Raw genomic sequence first — 15,849 nt, forward strand, 5'->3', positions numbered from 1 at the left:
CGTTACTTTAGCCGTTTCACTCTTCGATATCGACGCCCGAGAAGCCGTGCTTGCCCAGCGGGTTCATCACATAGCCCGAGACCTTCTGCGACATCGGCATGAAGACCGTCGAATGGGCGATGGTGGCCCAGGGGTTCTCGCGCTTGAAGACGAGTTGCGCCTCTTCGTAGAGCTTCGCGCGCTCGGCCTGATCGGCGGTAACCTTCGCCTTCTGGATCAGGTCGTCGAACTCCTTGTTGCACCACTGGGCGCGGTTCGCGCCGCCGTCGCCGGTGGCCGCACAGCCCAGAAGCACGCCGAGGAAGTTGTCCGGGTCGCCGTTGTCGCCCGTCCAGCCGAGGATGACCGCACCCTTGCGCGCCGGCTCGGTCGATTTCTTCAGATACTCGCCCCATTCATACGAGACGATCTCGACGTTGACGCCGATCTTGGCCAGGTCTTCCTGCATCAACTCGGCCGTGCGGCGCGCGTTCGGCATGTAGGGCCGCTGCACCGGCATGGCCCAGATCTCCATCGAGAGATTCGAGACGCCCGCCTCTTCCAGCAGCGCCTTGGCCGCCTCGGGGTCGTAGGCCGTGTCCTCGACCGCGTCGTTGTAGCTCCACATGGTCGGCGGGATCGGGTTCTTGGCCACCTCGCCGGTGCCCTGGAACACGGCATCAAGGATGGCTTCCTTGTTCAGCGCCATGTTGAGCGCGCGCCGCACATCGGGATTGTCGAAGGGCGCGATGGTGGTGTTGTAGGCCAGATAGGCCACGTTCAGGCCCGGCTGCTCCATCACCTGCAGGTTGGCATCGGCCTTCAGCGCCTCGATGTCGGCGGGCGCCGGATAGGGCATGATGTGGCACTCGCCGGCCTGCAGCTTCTGCATCCGCACCGCCGGATCGGGGGTGATGGCGAAGATCAGGTCGTCGATCTTCTCGCGGCCGGCCCAGTAGTCGTCGTGGGCCTGGTAGCGGATCACGGCGTCCTTCTGGTAGGCCACGAACTTGAACGGCCCGGTGCCGACGGGGGCGTTGTTCAGGTCTTCCTTGCGGTTCTCGGCCTCGAGCGTGTCGGCATATTCCTTCGACAGGATCGAGGCGAAGTCCATCGCGAGGTTGGCCAGGAACGGCGCCTCGGGGCGGGTCAGCACGAACTTCACCGTGAGGTCGTCGACCTTCTCGATCTCCTTGATCACGGTCGGCATTTCCATGCCGCTGTAATATTCGTAGGTGATCCCGGTCACATACTGGTGCCACGGGTTTTCCGTGTCGCCCTGGCGCAGGAACGAGAAGATCACGTCGTCGGCGTTCAGGTCGCGCGTCGGCGTGAAGAAGTCGGTGGTGTGGAACTTGACGCCCGGACGCAGGCGGAAGGTGTACTCCAGCCCGTCTTCCGAGATCTCATAGCTTTCGGCCAGCGCCGGGGCGATCTCGGTCGTGCCCGGCTTGAACTCGACCAGCTGGTTGTAGACGGTCTGGCTCGCGGCGTCGAACGTGGTGCCGGCGGTGTAGGGCGCGGGGTCGAAGCCCTCGGGCGAACCTTCCGAGCAATAGACCAGCGTCTTGGCGTGGGCTCCGGCAGCAGCCATCAGGGCCAGCGACGACGCGGCCAGCAGATGAGCGAATCTCATGGGTGAACCTCCATCATGTTGGAAGTGCCGTCTTCTTCCGAACGAGCGGCGCCTCGGAGCGGATCAAATGCCGTCGTGAGAACGTTTGCAAGGCCGATTCTCAAGCATGACGTAGCGGCGTCGCGGCAAAAAGGGAACCTGCATTGACTGTTTGCGTTCCGCGAGGCGGACAGCGACGGTCCGCCGCAGGTCCGCAAGGAGGAGGGTGCATGGCGAAGGAACTCAGGCAGGGCGACAAGGTAGCCTGGAACACGAGCCAGGGGGAGACCGAGGGCCGGATCGTGAAGAAGCAGACCAGCGACACCAAGATCAAGGGGCACAAGGTCTCGGCCTCGCCCGACGATCCGCAGTATGTGGTTCAGAGCGACAAGACGGGCGCAAAGGCCGCCCACAAGCCCGAGGCCCTCCGCAAGAAGTAGAAACTGTCTGGCCGGCGCGACGGCTGGCCCGTGACGGGGCACCCGCCCTCCTTCGGCAACCGCTCGCCGAAGCGATTTGCGGCTCTTGCGGTTTCGGATAGGCTCGGGAACCGAGGCAGGAACAACAAGACCACAGGAGAGCGGGATGCAGGCAACGCGGCGGATGATGATGCTCGGGCTTCTGGCTGCGGGTTTGGCGGGGTGCGGCGGTGGCGTGGGGCTTTCGCCCTCACCCTCCCCCGAGCCCGCCATGCGCGCGGTGCCGAACCCGGCCTGGGACGCGTGGGTGGCCGGCTTCCGGCCGCGGGCGATCGGCGCCGGCGTCGCGCCGGACACCTTCGACCGCGCCTTCCGCAGCGCAGGCTTCCTGCCGCAGGTCATCGAGCGCGACCGCAACCAGACCGAGTTCACCCGGACGACAGAGGATTATCTGGCCATAGCGGCCTCTGACGAGCGGATCGCCCTGGGCCGCGCGGCCCTCGCCCGCCACGCGGCCGTGCTGTCGCGCATCGAATCCCGTTACGGCGTCGAGGCCGAGGTCGTGACGGCGGTCTGGGGCCTCGAAAGCCGCTATGGGGAACGTCGCGGCGATGTGCCTGTCATCTCGGCCCTCTCCACCCTGGCCTTCGACGGCCGCCGCGGCGCCTTCTTCGAGAGCCAGCTGATCGCAGCCCTCAAGATCGTGCAGGCGGGTGATACCGACCCGGCCCATCTGACCGGAAGCTGGGCCGGCGCCATGGGCCACACCCAGTTCATCCCCACCTCCTACCTCGCCTATGCGGTGGATTTCGACGGCGACGGCCGGCGCGACATCTGGTCGGACGATCCCACCGACGCGCTGGCCTCGGCCGCGGCCTATCTGTCGCGCTCGGGGTGGCAGCGGGGCCAGCCCTGGGGGGTCGAGGTGCAACTGCCCGCGGGCTTCAATCCCGGCCTTGCCGGGCGCGGCACGACCCGCAGCCCCTCGGCCTGGGCGAGCCTCGGGGTGCGTGACATGGACGGGCGGGCCGTGCCGGATCACGGGCCCGCCTCGATCCTGATCCCGATGGGCCTTGCGGGTCCGGCCTTCATGGTGTTCCGCAACTTCACCGTCATCACGCGCTACAACAACGCCGAGAATTACGTCATCGGGGTCGGCCACCTCTCGGACCGCCTGCGCGGCCGTCCGCCGATCCGGGGAAGCTTTCCGCCCGATGCCCGCGGCATGACCATGCGGGACCGGCAGGAGCTTCAGCGCCGTCTGACCGCCGCTGGATACGACACCGGCGGGACCGACGGGGTGATCGGCTCCAGAAGCCAGGCCGCGATTTCCGCCTACGAGGCGGCCAACGGCCTGCCCGTGACGGGGCAACCCTCGCTTGGCCTGCTTCGCAGACTGGGGGGCTGAGGCCCGCATCCGGCGTGACGGGCCGCGGCCCTGGCGACGAGGCCGCAACCCTTGAACGTGGTCGAAGACTGCGGTATGAGCACCGGGTGAAGCCCGTGGCGCTCTGCCGCCCCTTCATCATGCGGACGTAGCTCAGTTGGTAGAGCACCTGCCTTCCAAGCAGGATGTCGCGAGTTCGAACCTCGTCGTCCGCTCCACCCCCCTGACGTTCAAGACCGGCTCCGGGCCGACGGCTGCACCGCTCTGCGGCCGCGTGCCGGGGTGAAAATGCAAGAGGCGCCAGCGATGCCGGCGCCCCGCTCACGAGCGTCATGGGAACCCGAACGTCACGCGGGCCAGATCAGTTCTTCATCTTGCCGGCGGAATCCACAAGCTCGGCCTTTTTCCGTTGCGCCCACTCGCGGCCCGGATCGCCACCCCACAGCAACCAGCCGACATATTCCGGCGACGGATCCTCTTCGTTGCCGAAGTTCTCGTCCTGCTTGTGCACTTCCTGCCGGTCGAAGAAGTTCACCATCCGCTTGATGGTCTGAGGGGACAGCGACTTGCGCCCCTTCAGATCGCGGGCCCGTGCAACGCCCACATTGGTGCCGCCCCGCTTGTACTTCCGGCGGAGTTCAAGCCCCTTCTCCGCCACCGAAGCTACCTCCGGCGGCGGTGTAAGATCGATACTCTTGTCTTTCATCTTGACCATCACCCCAAAAGTCTCCCCCCAAGGAAACACCTGACAACGCACAGGAAGAGAGATGGTTCCCGCTATCTCACTCCGATGAACGGAGAACTTGCGCAGGCCGCGCCCGCAGCGGACGCAACGCAAAGCCGAGGCCCGCGAGCAGCGTGGCGAGCACGCCCCCGGCGACGATGGCCAGCGCCGAGACAGGCTCGAACCGATAGCTGGCCTGCATCACGAAGGTCATGACGGCCCATCCGGCAAGTCCCCCGGCGAGGATCGCCACAAGCCCCGCCGCCGCCCCCAGGAGGCCCGAGCGCAGCGCGAAGCTCGCCAGGATCCGGCCCCGCGTGGCCCCGAGCGTCTTCAGCACGGCCGCTTCGTAGATCCGCCCGCGCTCGCCCGCCGCAGCGGCGCCGATCAGCACCACAAGGCCCGTCACCAGCGTCGCCGCCGCGGCCCAGGCCGTCGCCGTGGCGATCGCCGAGAGAGCCTCGCTCACCCGGTCGATGGCATCCTTGACGCGGACGGCGGTGATGTTGGGATAGTCCGAGGCCAGCTCCCGAAGGATGCGGCCCTCGGCCTGCGGCTCGGCATAGACGGTGGAGATGAAGGTGTGGGGCGCGCCCTGAAGGGCGGCCGGGTTCATCACCATCACGAACCCCATGCCGGCCGAGGAGAAATCCACCTCGCGCAGGGATGTGATCTCGGCCTCGATGTCGCGGCCCAGGATGTTGACGGTCAGCCGGTCTCCAAGCTTGAGGCCGATCTCGGCGGCCTCTTCGGCGGCAAAGGACACCTGCGGCGGGCCCTGATAATCCTCGGGCCAGAAGGTGCCCGCCACCACGCGCGCGGTCTCGTCGGGGCGGGCGGCGTAAGAGATGCCGCGGTCGCCGCGCACGACCCAGTGCTCGCCCGCCACCTCGCGCGCGGGCGTGCCATTGATCCGGGTCAGAACGCCCCGCAACATCGGCGCCGCCTCGGCGCGGCTCACCTCGGCGTCGGCCTCAAGCCGGCCGAGGAAGCCGTCGATCTGGTCCTGCTGGATGTCCACGAAGAAGTAGGACGGCGCACGCTCGGGCAAGTCGCGCGAGATCGCCGAGCGGAGATTCGCGTCGATCTGGCCCACGGCGGCCAGCACCGAGAGGCCGAGGCCGAGCGACAGGATGACGGACGCCGCCTCTTCCCGCGGCCCGCCGATCGAGGAGAGCGCAAGCCGCAGCGCCGTGCGCCCGCGCGCAAGGCCCGAGCGCGCGGCCCGCCGTGCGGCGCGGCGCAGCGCAAGCGCGGCCAGGGCCAGCACCGCCAACGCCCCCGCGATGCCGCCCGCCGATCCGAGGGCGAGAAGCGCCGTGCCGGAGAAGGCCACCGCGCCCCCCACCAGCAGCGCCGCCACCGCGCCCGTGGCCAGCAGCCACGGCCACCGCGGGCGCCCTCCGCCCCCGGTTCCGCGGTAGAGGGCGGCGGCACGGACGCTCTCGGTGCGCGCCAGCGGCCAGAGCGTGAAGAGCAGCGCGGTCAGGATGCCGTAGAAGGCGGCCTCGGCCAGCGGTGCAGGGTAGATGCCGAAGGCGATGGGGAAAGGCAGCGAGGCCACGATGAAGGGCGAGGCCGCCAGCGGCAGAAGAATCCCGAGCAGCAGGCCCGCCGCCACGCCAAGCGCGGTCAGCACGCCGATCTGCAGCAGATAGGCCAGGAAGATCGTGCTGCCCTCGGCGCCCAGGGTCCGCAGCGTCGCGATCGTGGCGATCTTGCCCTCGAGATAGGCCCGCACGGCCGCCGAGATGCCGACGCCCCCCACCGCAAGACCGGCAAGCCCAACGAGGACCAGGAAGGATCCGGTCCGGTCCACGAACCGCTCGACGCCGGGGCTCGCGCGGCGGCTGTCCGACCAGCGCATCCCCTTGTCGCGGAAGGCGGCCTCGGCCTCGGCCTGCGCCGCCGCCAGATCCGTTCCAGCCGGCAGGTCGAGCCGGTATTCCGTCTCATAGAGCGTGCCGGGGCCGAGCAGCCCCGACGCGCCCAGGGCCGAACTGTGCACAAGCGTGCGCGGGCCGAAGGCAAAGCCGCCGGTGATGCTGTCGGGCTCGCGCACGATGACCGCGCCGAGCCGGAAGTTCTGGTTGCCAAGCCGGAAGCTCTCGCCGATGCCGATCCCGAGCCGGTCCGCCAGCACCCGGTCCATGACGGCGCCGGGCAGGCCGCGGCGGGCCAGCGCCTCCTCGAGCGGGAAGGGCGGATCGAGCTCCATCTCTCCCACCAGCGGGTAGAGGTCATCGACGCCCTTGACCTGCGTCAGGGCGCGCTCATCCCCCACGACGGCCATCGAGCGGAACTCGACCACCTCCGAGACGCGCTCGGCCCGCTCTTCCATCCAGGCGCGCTCTTCGGGGGTGGCGAAGCGGTAGGTGAACTCCATCTGCGCGTCGCCGCCCAGCAGCACCGCCCCCTGATCGGTAAGGCCGGCCTCGATGGCCGACCGAACCAGCCCCACCGCCGCGATGGCGGCCACGCCCAGCGTGAGGCAGGCGAGAAAGACGCGGAAGCCGCGAAGGCCGCCCCGCAACTCGCGCCGCGCGATCCGTGCCGCGTTCCTCATGCCGCCTTGCGCTCCTCGCCCGCGATCAGCCCGTCGGCCAGCCGCACCACCCGGTCACAGCGCGCGGCAAGCTCGGGCGCGTGGGTCACGAGCACGAGCGTCGCCCCGTGCCGGTCGCGCAGCCCGAAGAGCAGTTCCATGATCGCCGCCCCGTTCACCCCGTCGAGGTTGCCCGTCGGCTCGTCGGCCAGAAGGATCGCGGGCCGCGGCGCCGCCGCGCGGGCAAGCGCCACCCGCTGCTGCTCGCCCCCCGACATCTGCGAGGGGTAGTGATCCATCCGCCGGCCCAGCCCCACCGCACGCAACTCGGCCTCGGCCCGCGCAAAGGCGTCGCGCGCGCCCGCAAGCTCCAGCGGCACCGCCACATTTTCCAGCGCGGTCATGGTGGGGATAAGGTGGAAAGACTGGAAGACCACCCCCATATTCCCCCGGCGGAACCGCGCGAGCTGGTCCTCGTCCATCGCCGTCAGATCCTGGCCCAGGGCCAGGACCGAGCCGCCGGTGGCGCGTTCCAGCCCGCCCATCAGCATCAGGAGAGACGACTTGCCCGACCCCGAAGGCCCCACAAGACCCAGCGTCTCGCCGCGCCGGATGTCCAGGTCGATCCCCTTCAGGATCTCGACCGGACCCGCATTCCCCGCCAACGTCAGCCGCGCGTCCCTCAGCGCAAGGATCGTCTCGCTCATGCACCTCGCCTCTCTCAACCTCAGCCCCCGATATGGCGCGCTTCGCACGATGCGCAACATGTCGCTGGCCCTTGTCTTCTCTGCCATGCCGTCGCTGGCCGCCGAGGAGGTCACCGTGCTGGCCCTGGGCGACAGCCTGACCGCCGGCTACGGACTGCCGGAAGGAGAGGGCTTTGTTCCGCAGTTGCAACAATGGCTGCGGGACCATGGCCAGGCCGTCGAGGTGGTAAACGCGGGCGTTTCGGGCGACACGACGGCGGGGGGGCTCGCGCGGCTGGCCTGGAGCCTGACCCCCGAGGTCGATGCCATGATCGTGAACCTCGGCGGCAATGACATGCTGCGCGGACTTGACCCCGGGCTCAGCCGCTCGAACCTCGAGGCGATCCTCAAGGAGGCCCGGGCGCGCGAACTGCCCGTGCTGCTGGTCGGGCTCGAGGCGCCGGGCAATTACGGCCCCGACTACAAGCGGGACTTCGACGCGATCTTCCCGGATCTCGCCCGCAGCTACGAGGCCGATCTCGAGGCCAACTTCTTCGCGCCGCTGACTGCGCGGCTTGACGAGCCCGACGCGCGCCAGCGCTACATGCAGCCCGACGGCATCCATCCCAGCACCGAGGGCGTGGCCGTGATCGTCGAGGAGATCGGCCCGAAGGTGCGGGCGCTGGTCGAGCGCGCGCGGAACTAGGCCCGACGGGCGCCCGCGGCCGGAGGGGCAGTGCGGGTGCGCGAGATTGCGGAAGCCGCGGCGATGTCGCCGTGAACCGCTTGGAGCGGCCGGGCAGGCGGCCTATATGACGGGCCTCTGCCACGGAGAATCCCCATATGTCCGGTCACGTGAACATCCTGAAGCTCTGCGTCGGCGCGGAAGCGGTCGAAGAGCTGATCGCGTGGCAGCACGGCGAGCGCCACCGCTGGCCCGACGGAAATCCGCGCCACATCACCCGGATGTGGCCGAAGCGCGAGGCCGAGGTGCTGGCCGGAGGCTCGCTTTACTGGGTGTTCAAGGGGCTCGTGCTGGCGCGCCAGCCGATCCGGGCCCTCGAGAGCGTCACCGGCGCGGACGGGATCGCGCGCTGCGCGCTGGTGCTCGACCCCGAGGTGATCCGCACCGTCCCTGCCCCGCGGCGGCCCTTCCAGGGCTGGCGCTATCTCTCGCCCGAGGAGTCGCCGGCGGACCTGCCCAAGGGGCGGGCGAAGGAAGAGGCCCTGCCCCCGGAACTGGCCCAGGCGCTGGCCGACATCGGCCTCAGGTAACGGCGAGGTCCGGCAGCTGCAGGCCGAGCCGACGGCCAAGCACCTGCAGCGGCGCCGCGGCCTCGCACCAGTCGGCCTTGCGCGAGGCGAAGAGCACGGCCTGCGAACTGTGGATCAGCGCATCCGACAGGATCTTCAGATTGTTGGCCCGCAGCGTCTCGCCCGACGAGGTGATGTCGGCGATCGCCTCGGCGGTGCCGTTCTTCACCGTGCCCTCGGTCGCGCCCTGGCTGTCCACCAGCTGATAGTCGGCAACGCCATTGTCGGTCAGGAACTCGCGCACGAGACGGTGATACTTGGTGGCAATCCGCAGGCGGAAGCCGTGCGTGGCCCGGAAGGCCGCCGCCACCGCGTCGAGATCGTCCAGCGTGTCCACGTCGATCCAGAAGGCCGGCACGGCGATGATGAGGTCGGCATGTCCAAAGCCGAGCGGCGCCAGCTCGGCCACCTGCGTCCGCCAGTCGGCCAGCTTCTCGCGCACGAGGTCGGACCCGGTGACCCCGAGATGAATGCGCCCCGCCCCCAGCTCGCGCGGGATCTCGCCCGCCGAGAGGAGCACGAGCTCGACGCCCTCGATCCCCTCCACGGCACCGGAATATTCCCGCTCGGCCCCCGTCTGGCGCATCGTCACGCCGCGCGTGCCGAACCAGTCGAAGGTCTTTTCCATCAGCCGGCCCTTGGACGGCACCCCGATCTTCAGCGTCATGCGAGCCCCTTCAGCCTGGCCACGAGGCCCGGGCGGATCACGCCGCCCACCGCGGGGATGGATCGGCCCTGCCCCAGCACCGCCGTCAGCGCGTCATACCGTCCGCCCGTGGACACCGGCGGCAGGGCCGGATCGGCGGCGTGGAAGCTGAAGACGAAGCCATCGTAATATTCCAGCGAACTCTGGCCGTGGCTCGCGTCGAACGGCAGGTGCTCCACCGCGATCCCGCGCGCCGAGAGGGCGCCCAGACGACGCGCGAAGCGGGCGACCGACGGGCCGAGCGACGGCATCCGGCGGGCAAGCCCCTCCAGCCGGTCCAGCGCGGCCGGCGCCGCATCCTCGAGCGACAGCAACTCGTCAAGGACCGCCGTCTCCTCGGCCCCCAGTGGCGCGGCCGAGGCATCCTCGACCAGCGCGGCGGCACGGGCCTCGATCTCGTCCGGCTCGCGCAGGCCGATCGCGGGGCCTGCGGCCTCCATCAGTTCGACCGCGCCCGCCCTCGACAGCCGGTCCAGAAGGCGCAGCCGCGCCTCGGGCACCGGCATGCGGCCTGCAAACCGGTCGAGCAGCGCACGAAACCGGTTGGGCCGCCAGACATGACGCAGGAGGGCGGCCTTGCGCTTCTCGGTGGTCGAAAGACCGCGCACGGCCGCCATCAGGATGCCGATGTCGCCCGTCGCGGCCCGAAGGTCCAGCGGCGCCAGCAACCCCGCGATCAGGGCGAAGACTTCGGCGTCGGCGGCCTCGGGCTCGGTCCGGTCGAACAGCTCGAAGCCCACCTGCATGTATTCGGACGCGCGCGGGCCGACATGCTCCTGCCTACGGAAGACCTCGCCCATGTAGGTGTAGCGCGCGGGCTCGGCCCCTTCGCTCATGTGGGCCTGCACCACCGGCACGGTGAAGTCCGGGCGCAGCATCATCTCGCCCCGGAGCGGGTCCGAGGTGACATAGGCCCGCGCGCGGATGTCCTCGCCATAGAGGTCAAGGAGCGTGCCCGCAGGCAACAGGATGTCAGCCTCGACCGCCACCGCCCCCGCCGCCTGAAAGGCCGCAAAGATCGCCTCGGCTTCCGCGCGCACCGCAGCCTTGGTCACGAGAGCATGTCCTTCACCGCCCGGACCAGCTCCGCCCGCGGCACCTCGACCTGAGCCGGGCGGCTCTTCCATTCCTCGAGGCTCGCGCCCGCGGCGATCTTCGCACCCAGCACGAGATCCTTCAGCACCACCACATCCCGCGCCGCCTCGTCCGAGCCCTGGATCACCGCCACCGGAGATTTCCGAGCATCGGCATATTTCAACTGGTTGCCGAAGTTCTTCGGGTTGCCGAGGTAAAGCTCGGCCCGGATCCCTGCGCGGCGCAGCTCGCCCACCATCGCCATGTAGTCGCCCATCCGGTCGCGGTCCATGACGGTCACGACCACCGGCCCCTGCGCCTCCTGCCCCGCCCGGCCCTTGGCGCGCAGCGCCGCGAGCAGCCGGTCCACCCCGATCGAGACGCCGGTCGCCGGCACCGACTGGCCGGTGAAGCGCTTGACCAGATCGTCGTAGCGCCCGCCGCCCGCGACCGAGCCGAACTGCCGCTTGCGGCCCTTCTCGTCGAGGATCTCGAAGGTCAGCTCGGCCTCGAACACCGGGCCGGTGTAGTAGCCGAGACCCCGCACCACCGAGGGGTCCACCACGATCCGGTCAGGCCCGTAGCCCTGTGCGTCGAGCAGCTCGGCGATGGTTTCCAGCTCCTGCACGCCTTCGCGCCCGAGGGTCGAGCCGCCGACCAGCTCGCGCAGCCGCGCCGCCGTCTTGGCGCCGGTGGCACGTTTGGCGGCCATGAAGCCCATCACCACCTCGGCCTGTTCGTCCGAGAGACCCGCCCCCTTGGTGAAGTCGCCGGAATCGTCCTTGCGCCCCGCCCCGAGCAGGGCACGCACGCCCGTCTCGCCCAGCCGGTCGATCTTGTCGATCGCGCGCAGGACGATGCCGCGTTCGGCCTCGAACTTCGACGGGTCCGAGGGATCGAGCACGCCCGCCACCTCCATCACGCCGTTCAGAACCTTGCGGTTGTTCACCCGCACGATGTAGTCGCCGCGCGGAATGCCCACCACCTCGAGCGCATCCGACAGCATGGCGCAGATCTCGGCATCGGCCGCGACGCTTGCCGCCCCCACCGTGTCGGCGTCGCACTGGTAGAACTGGCGGAACCGCCCCGGCCCCGGCTTTTCGTTGCGCCAGACCGGACCCATCGCATAGCGGCGGTAGGGGCTCGGCAGGTCGTTGCGGAACTGCGCCGCCACCCGCGCCAGCGGCGCCGTCAGGTCGTAGCGCAGCGCGAGCCAGTCGCCGTCCTCGTCCTGCCAGCCGAACACGCCCTCGTTCGGACGGTCCACGTCGGGCAGGAACTTGCCAAGCGCCTCGACCGTCTCGACCGCCGAGGTTTCCAGCGGGTCAAAGCCATAGCGATGATAGACCTCGGCCACCGCATCGAGCATCACCTTGCGCTCGGTCACGTCCGCCCCGAAATAGTCGCGGAAGCCCTTGGGCGTTTCCGCGCGCGGGCGGCGGGGAGCCTTGTCCTTGGCCATGGGTCGCACCCTTCGCTGTTCGTCGCGCGCGGTGTATCGGAAGGGCGGCGCGCGGACAAGCGCCGGGCGAACCAGAAGGAGGCATGGAATGGACGACCGGATCGAGGCGGCCGAGGTGCAGATCGCGCATCTGGTGCGCAGCGTCGAGGATCTTTCGGAGGTGGTGGCGCGGCAGGCAGGCGAGATCTCGCAGCTCCGCCGCCGCGTCGAGATGCTGCTCGAACGCGAGGCCGAGCGTGAAGCCGAAGGCGTGGCCGTCCTCGCCGACCAGCGCCCGCCGCACTACTGAGCGCCCGGATCAGATCTCCTCGACCATCTCGACGCCCGGGACGGCGCGAAGCGCGCTGCGGATCTGCGGCGAGACGGCGAAATCCTGACCCAGCTCGATGTCGATCTCCTGCCCGCCCGAGGGGTCGCGCACGCAGATCCGCACTGGCGCCCGGGCGCGTCCCTGCGCGCGGGCGAGCAGCGCCGCCACCGAGGCCGCGGCCTCGGCGCGGTCGAGATGGACACGCAGGCTCATGGCGCCCGCATCGGCCGCCACCGCATCAATGGGCGAGACCCCGCGCGCGAGCAGCTTCAGACTGTCGCCCTCGAGCGTGGCCTCGACCGTCAGCACCACATGGCCGCCCGGTTCCAGCAGGTCGCGCGCCTGCTCCAGCACGTCCGAGAAGACGGTGCATTCGTAAAGCCCGGTCGGGTCCGAGAGCTGGACGAAGGCAAAGCGGTTGCCCTTGGCCGACTTCTTCTCCTGCCGCGACGAGACGGCCCCCGCAAGCTTGGCCACCATCGGCCCCCGCTGCGCCAGATCGGTCAGCGCCGCGAGTGTGGTCACGTTCCGCCGCTTCAGCGCCCCCATGTAGTCGTCGAGCGGATGGCCCGAGAGATAGAAGCCGATGGCCTGATGCTCCTGCGCCAGCCGCTCGACCGGCAGCCAGTCATCGCGCGAGGGCAGGCGCGGCTCGGGGATGTCCGCCCCCGCCTCGCCGAAGAGCGAGACCTGGCTTGAGTTTCGCGCTTCGTGAATGGCGGCGGAATAGGAGACCAGCGCGTCCAGCGCCTCGAACACCCGCGCGCGGTTGCGGTCGAGCGCGTCGAAGGCCCCGGCGCGCGCCAGCATCTCGAGCGGGCGCTTGCCGATCCGCTTCAGCTCCACCCGCCGTGCCAGGTCGAAGAGCGTGGCGAAGGGCCGGTCGCCGCGGGCCTCGACGATGAGCCGCATCGCCTCGACGCCCACATTCTTCAGCGCGCCGAGCGCATAGACCACCGCCCCGTCGCGCACCGTGAAGGTGGCCAGCGAGGCGTTGACACAGGGCGCGACGGTGCGGATGCCCAGCTTGTCCACCTCGCGCTTGTAGACGGCGAGCTTGTCGGTCAGGTGGATATCGCAGTTCATCACCGCGGCCATGAACTCGACCGGATGGTTCGCCTTCAGCCAGGCGGTCTGGTAGCTGACGACCGCATAGGCCGCGGCGTGGGACTTGTTGAAGCCGTAGTTCGCGAATTTCTCCAGCAGGTCGAAGACTTCACCGGCTTTCTTCGCGTCGATCCCGTGGGTCTTCTTCGCGCCCTCGATGAACTTCGGGCGCTCCTTCGCCATCTCCTCGGCGATCTTCTTGCCCATGGCGCGGCGCAAGAGGTCCGCGCCGCCCAGCGTATAGCCGCCCATGACCTGCGCGATCTGCATCACCTGTTCCTGATAGACGATGATGCCCTGCGTCTCCTTCAGGATCGGGTCGATGGTCGGATGCAGGCTCTCCAGCTCACGCAGCCCGTGCTTCACCTCGCAATAGACCGGGATGTTCTCCATGGGACCGGGGCGGTAGAGCGCCACCAGTGCCACGATATCCTCGATGCAGGTGGGCTTCATGCGCCGCAGCGCATCCATCATCCCCGAGCTTTCGACCTGGAACACCGCCACGGTCTTGGCCTGGGCATAAAGCTCGTAGGTGGCCTTGTCCTCGAGCGGGATGTGCCCGATGTCATTCTCGGCGCCCGGCGGCGGGTCGTAGAGCACCCGCCCGTCCGCCGCCTTATGCAGCGGCCGCCCCGTGCCGCGGATCAGGTCGATCGCGTTCTGGATCACGGTCAGCGTCTTGAGGCCGAGGAAGTCGAACTTCACCAGCCCCGCGGCCTCGACCCATTTCATGTTGAACTGGGTGGCCGGCATGTCCGAGCGCGGGTCCTGATAAAGCGGCACGAGCTCGTCCAGCGGCCGGTCGCCGATCACCACGCCCGCGGCATGGGTCGAGGCGTTGCGCAGAAGCCCCTCGATCTGCATGCCATAGTCCAGCAGGCGCTTGACCACCTCCTCGGCCTTGGCGGCCTCGCGCAGGCGCGGCTCGTCGGCCAGCGCCTTCTGGATCGAGACGGGCTTCACCCCCTCGACCGGGATCATCTTCGACAGCCGGTCCACCTGCCCGTAGGGCATCTGGAGCACGCGCCCCACGTCGCGCACCGCGGCCTTGGACAGGAGCGCGCCGAAGGTGATGATCTGGCCCACCTTGTCGCGGCCGTATTTCTCCTGGACGTAGCGGATGACCTCTTCGCGGCGGTCCATGCAGAAGTCGATGTCGAAATCCGGCATCGAGACCCGCTCGGGGTTCAGAAACCGCTCGAAGAGAAGCTGGTAACGCAATGGATCCAGGTCGGTAATCGTCAGCGCGTAGGCCACGAGCGAGCCCGCGCCCGACCCCCGCCCCGGCCCCACCGGGATGCCGTTGGCCTTCCCCCACTTGATGAAGTCGGCCACGATCAGGAAGTAGCCCGGAAAGCCCATCTGCTCGATGATGCCGAGTTCAAATGCAAGCCGCGCCTCGTACTCCTCGACCGGTGCGGCATGCGGGATCACCGCCAGCCGCGCCGCCAGCCCCTCATTGGCCTGCCGGCGCAACTCCTCCACCTCGTCATCGGCGAAGCGCGGCAGGATCGGCGGGCGCTTGGCGGCCTTGAAGGCGCAGCGGCGCGCGATCTCGACCGTGTTCTCCACCGCCTCGGGCAGGTCGGCGAACAGCGCGACCATCTCGGCCTCGGACTTGAAGTAATGCTGCGGCGTCAGCCGTCGCCGCGGCGCGACCTGATCGACATAGGCCCCCTCGGCGATGCAGATCAGCGCATCATGCGCCTCATAGATCTCGGGCTTGGGGAAATAGACGTCGTTGGTGGCGACCAGCGGCAGGCCCATCGCATAGGCCAGCTCCACATGGCCGGGCTCGGTCGCGCGCTCCGCCTCGGTCAGCCGCCCGCCCTCGCCCGGATGTCGCTGCAACTCGACATAGAGCCGCCCGGGATAGATCGCGGCCAGCCGGCCCAGCAGCGCCTCGGCCTTCGCCCGCTGCCCCTCTTGCAGATGCCGGCCCACAGGCCCGTCCGGCCCGCCCGTCAGACAGATCAGCCCACCCGAATGACGCTCCAGCTCCTCCAGCGTCACCTGCGGCAGCGCCCCATCCTTGCCGAGATAGAGGCAGGAGGAGAGCTTCATCAGATTGCCATACCCCGCTTCGGTCTGCGCCAGCAGCACGACCGGCGCGGGCGGCTTCGCCCGCTCGCCGAGCGCCGCCGTCTCGTAGGCGACCGACAGCTGACAGCCGACGATGGGCTGGATCCCGGCGCCGCTTGCCAGCACCGAGAATTCCAGCGCGGCGAACATGGCGTTGGTGTCCGTCACCGCCACCGCCGGCATGGCGGCCGCGGTGCAGAGGCCGATCAGCTTCTTGACCGGCACGGCGCCTTCCAGCAGCGAATATTCGGTATGGACGCGGAGGTGGATGAATCGGGGGACGTTCGACATGGCGCGAAGCCTACAGAACCCGCGACCGGCCGGAAAGACGCGGCGGCGCCGTCCAGTCGACGGTCGGACCCCCTTGCCATCCGGCGCCCCGGCAGGCTTTCATGGCACGATATGTCGCAGGCCCGCTTTACGCCGCATCGGGCGGTCC

Annotated in this window: 13 protein-coding genes and 1 tRNA gene; 6 read left to right on the plus strand and 8 right to left on the minus strand. The window is 69.2% G+C overall.

Translation table 11 applies throughout. The annotated features are described in order from the left end of the window. Positions 1-16 precede the first annotated feature (16 nt). Positions 17-1,615: an ABC transporter substrate-binding protein gene (locus FG154_RS13780; RefSeq protein WP_145108990.1), complete on the minus strand. Its 1,599-nt coding sequence runs from the start codon at positions 1,613-1,615 to the stop codon at positions 17-19. Positions 1,616-1,824: 209 nt separating this feature from the next. On the opposite strand from FG154_RS13780, the gene FG154_RS13785 reads away from it, so the two are divergent. From FG154_RS13785 to FG154_RS13795, 3 genes are all read left to right on the plus strand, one after another. Next, complete coding sequence (locus tag FG154_RS13785) at positions 1,825-2,034, plus strand: hypervirulence associated TUDOR domain-containing protein (protein ID WP_145108993.1); 210 nt, start codon at positions 1,825-1,827, stop codon at positions 2,032-2,034. A 145-nt stretch (positions 2,035-2,179) separates the two neighbouring features. Beyond that, positions 2,180-3,421, plus strand: coding sequence for a lytic murein transglycosylase (locus FG154_RS13790; RefSeq protein WP_145108996.1), 1,242 nt, complete (start codon positions 2,180-2,182; stop codon positions 3,419-3,421). Between the two features lie 121 nt (positions 3,422-3,542). Continuing rightward, positions 3,543-3,618: transfer RNA gene (locus FG154_RS13795), tRNA-Gly, on the plus strand. Between the two features lie 143 nt (positions 3,619-3,761). Here FG154_RS13795 and FG154_RS13800 read toward each other — a convergent pair. The 3 genes from FG154_RS13800 to FG154_RS13810 all read right to left on the minus strand — a co-directional run bounded on the left by FG154_RS13800 (position 3,762) and on the right by FG154_RS13810 (position 7,376). Continuing rightward, a complete protein-coding gene (locus FG154_RS13800) occupies positions 3,762-4,115 on the minus strand; it encodes a hypothetical protein (RefSeq protein ID WP_145108999.1) in 354 nt (117 codons plus the stop codon). 67 nt (positions 4,116-4,182) lie between these two features. Beyond that, positions 4,183-6,690 (minus strand): ABC transporter permease, encoded by a 2,508-nt coding sequence (locus FG154_RS13805; RefSeq protein ID WP_145109002.1) that lies wholly within the window; start codon positions 6,688-6,690, stop codon positions 4,183-4,185. Beyond that, complete coding sequence (locus FG154_RS13810; RefSeq protein ID WP_145109004.1) at positions 6,687-7,376, minus strand: ABC transporter ATP-binding protein; 690 nt, start codon at positions 7,374-7,376, stop codon at positions 6,687-6,689. The genes FG154_RS13805 and FG154_RS13810 overlap by 4 nt, the downstream gene beginning before the upstream one ends. Between FG154_RS13810 and FG154_RS13815 the strand changes: the two genes are divergently transcribed. Beyond that, complete coding sequence (locus tag FG154_RS13815; RefSeq protein WP_186312372.1) at positions 7,375-8,061, plus strand: arylesterase; 687 nt, start codon at positions 7,375-7,377, stop codon at positions 8,059-8,061. The two genes, FG154_RS13810 and FG154_RS13815, sit on opposite strands and share 2 nt — an antisense overlap. A gap of 137 nt (positions 8,062-8,198) precedes the next feature. Continuing rightward, positions 8,199-8,630, plus strand: coding sequence for a DUF1489 family protein (locus tag FG154_RS13820; RefSeq protein WP_145109007.1), 432 nt, complete (start codon positions 8,199-8,201; stop codon positions 8,628-8,630). On the opposite strand, the gene hisG is transcribed toward FG154_RS13820, so the two are convergent. The 3 genes from hisG to hisS are packed head-to-tail and all read right to left on the minus strand — an operon-like array spanning position 8,623 to position 11,911. Then, positions 8,623-9,336: an ATP phosphoribosyltransferase gene (gene hisG / locus FG154_RS13825; protein ID WP_145109010.1), complete on the minus strand. Its 714-nt coding sequence runs from the start codon at positions 9,334-9,336 to the stop codon at positions 8,623-8,625. The genes FG154_RS13820 and hisG overlap by 8 nt on opposite strands. Next, positions 9,333-10,430 carry an ATP phosphoribosyltransferase regulatory subunit gene (locus FG154_RS13830; RefSeq protein ID WP_145109013.1) on the minus strand — a complete coding sequence of 366 codons (1,098 nt, stop codon included), beginning with the start codon at positions 10,428-10,430 and terminating at the stop codon, positions 9,333-9,335. Before FG154_RS13830 ends, hisG begins: the two co-directional genes overlap by 4 nt. Continuing rightward, on the minus strand, positions 10,427-11,911 hold the full coding sequence (hisS, locus tag FG154_RS13835; RefSeq protein WP_145109016.1) for a histidine--tRNA ligase: 1,485 nt from the start codon (positions 11,909-11,911) through the stop codon (positions 10,427-10,429). Before hisS ends, FG154_RS13830 begins: the two co-directional genes overlap by 4 nt. An 88-nt stretch (positions 11,912-11,999) precedes the next feature. On the opposite strand from hisS, the gene FG154_RS13840 reads away from it, so the two are divergent. Next, positions 12,000-12,200 carry a SlyX family protein gene (locus tag FG154_RS13840; RefSeq protein ID WP_011910826.1) on the plus strand — a complete coding sequence of 67 codons (201 nt, stop codon included), beginning with the start codon at positions 12,000-12,002 and terminating at the stop codon, positions 12,198-12,200. Positions 12,201-12,209: 9 nt separating this feature from the next. Here the strand turns inward: FG154_RS13840 and dnaE are convergent, their stop codons facing one another. After that, positions 12,210-15,701, minus strand: coding sequence for a DNA polymerase III subunit alpha (dnaE, locus tag FG154_RS13845; protein WP_145109019.1), 3,492 nt, complete (start codon positions 15,699-15,701; stop codon positions 12,210-12,212). Positions 15,702-15,849: the final 148 nt, after the last annotated feature.

Origin of the sequence: Cereibacter sediminicola (genome assembly GCF_007668225.1) — a bacterium.
GTDB lineage: Bacteria > Pseudomonadota > Alphaproteobacteria > Rhodobacterales > Rhodobacteraceae > Cereibacter_A > Cereibacter_A azotoformans.

What these genes read in the sequence shown, in the direction of transcription:
- FG154_RS13780 (WP_145108990.1), bottom strand. Translation starts at nt 1,615, where the DNA reads ATGAGATTCGCTCATCTGCTGGCCGCGTCGTCGCTGGCCCTGATGGCT.
- FG154_RS13785 (WP_145108993.1), top strand. Translation starts at nt 1,825, where the DNA reads ATGGCGAAGGAACTCAGGCAGGGCGACAAGGTAGCCTGGAACACGAGC.
- FG154_RS13790 (WP_145108996.1), top strand. Translation starts at nt 2,180, where the DNA reads ATGCAGGCAACGCGGCGGATGATGATGCTCGGGCTTCTGGCTGCGGGT.
- FG154_RS13800 (WP_145108999.1), bottom strand. Translation starts at nt 4,115, where the DNA reads ATGGTCAAGATGAAAGACAAGAGTATCGATCTTACACCGCCGCCGGAG.
- FG154_RS13805 (WP_145109002.1), bottom strand. Translation starts at nt 6,690, where the DNA reads ATGAGGAACGCGGCACGGATCGCGCGGCGCGAGTTGCGGGGCGGCCTT.
- FG154_RS13815 (WP_186312372.1), top strand. Translation starts at nt 7,375, where the DNA reads ATGCACCTCGCCTCTCTCAACCTCAGCCCCCGATATGGCGCGCTTCGC.
- FG154_RS13810 (WP_145109004.1), bottom strand. Translation starts at nt 7,376, where the DNA reads ATGAGCGAGACGATCCTTGCGCTGAGGGACGCGCGGCTGACGTTGGCG.
- FG154_RS13820 (WP_145109007.1), top strand. Translation starts at nt 8,199, where the DNA reads ATGTCCGGTCACGTGAACATCCTGAAGCTCTGCGTCGGCGCGGAAGCG.
- hisG (WP_145109010.1), bottom strand. Translation starts at nt 9,336, where the DNA reads ATGACGCTGAAGATCGGGGTGCCGTCCAAGGGCCGGCTGATGGAAAAG.
- hisS (WP_145109016.1), bottom strand. Translation starts at nt 11,911, where the DNA reads ATGGCCAAGGACAAGGCTCCCCGCCGCCCGCGCGCGGAAACGCCCAAG.
- FG154_RS13840 (WP_011910826.1), top strand. Translation starts at nt 12,000, where the DNA reads ATGGACGACCGGATCGAGGCGGCCGAGGTGCAGATCGCGCATCTGGTG.
- dnaE (WP_145109019.1), bottom strand. Translation starts at nt 15,701, where the DNA reads ATGTCGAACGTCCCCCGATTCATCCACCTCCGCGTCCATACCGAATAT.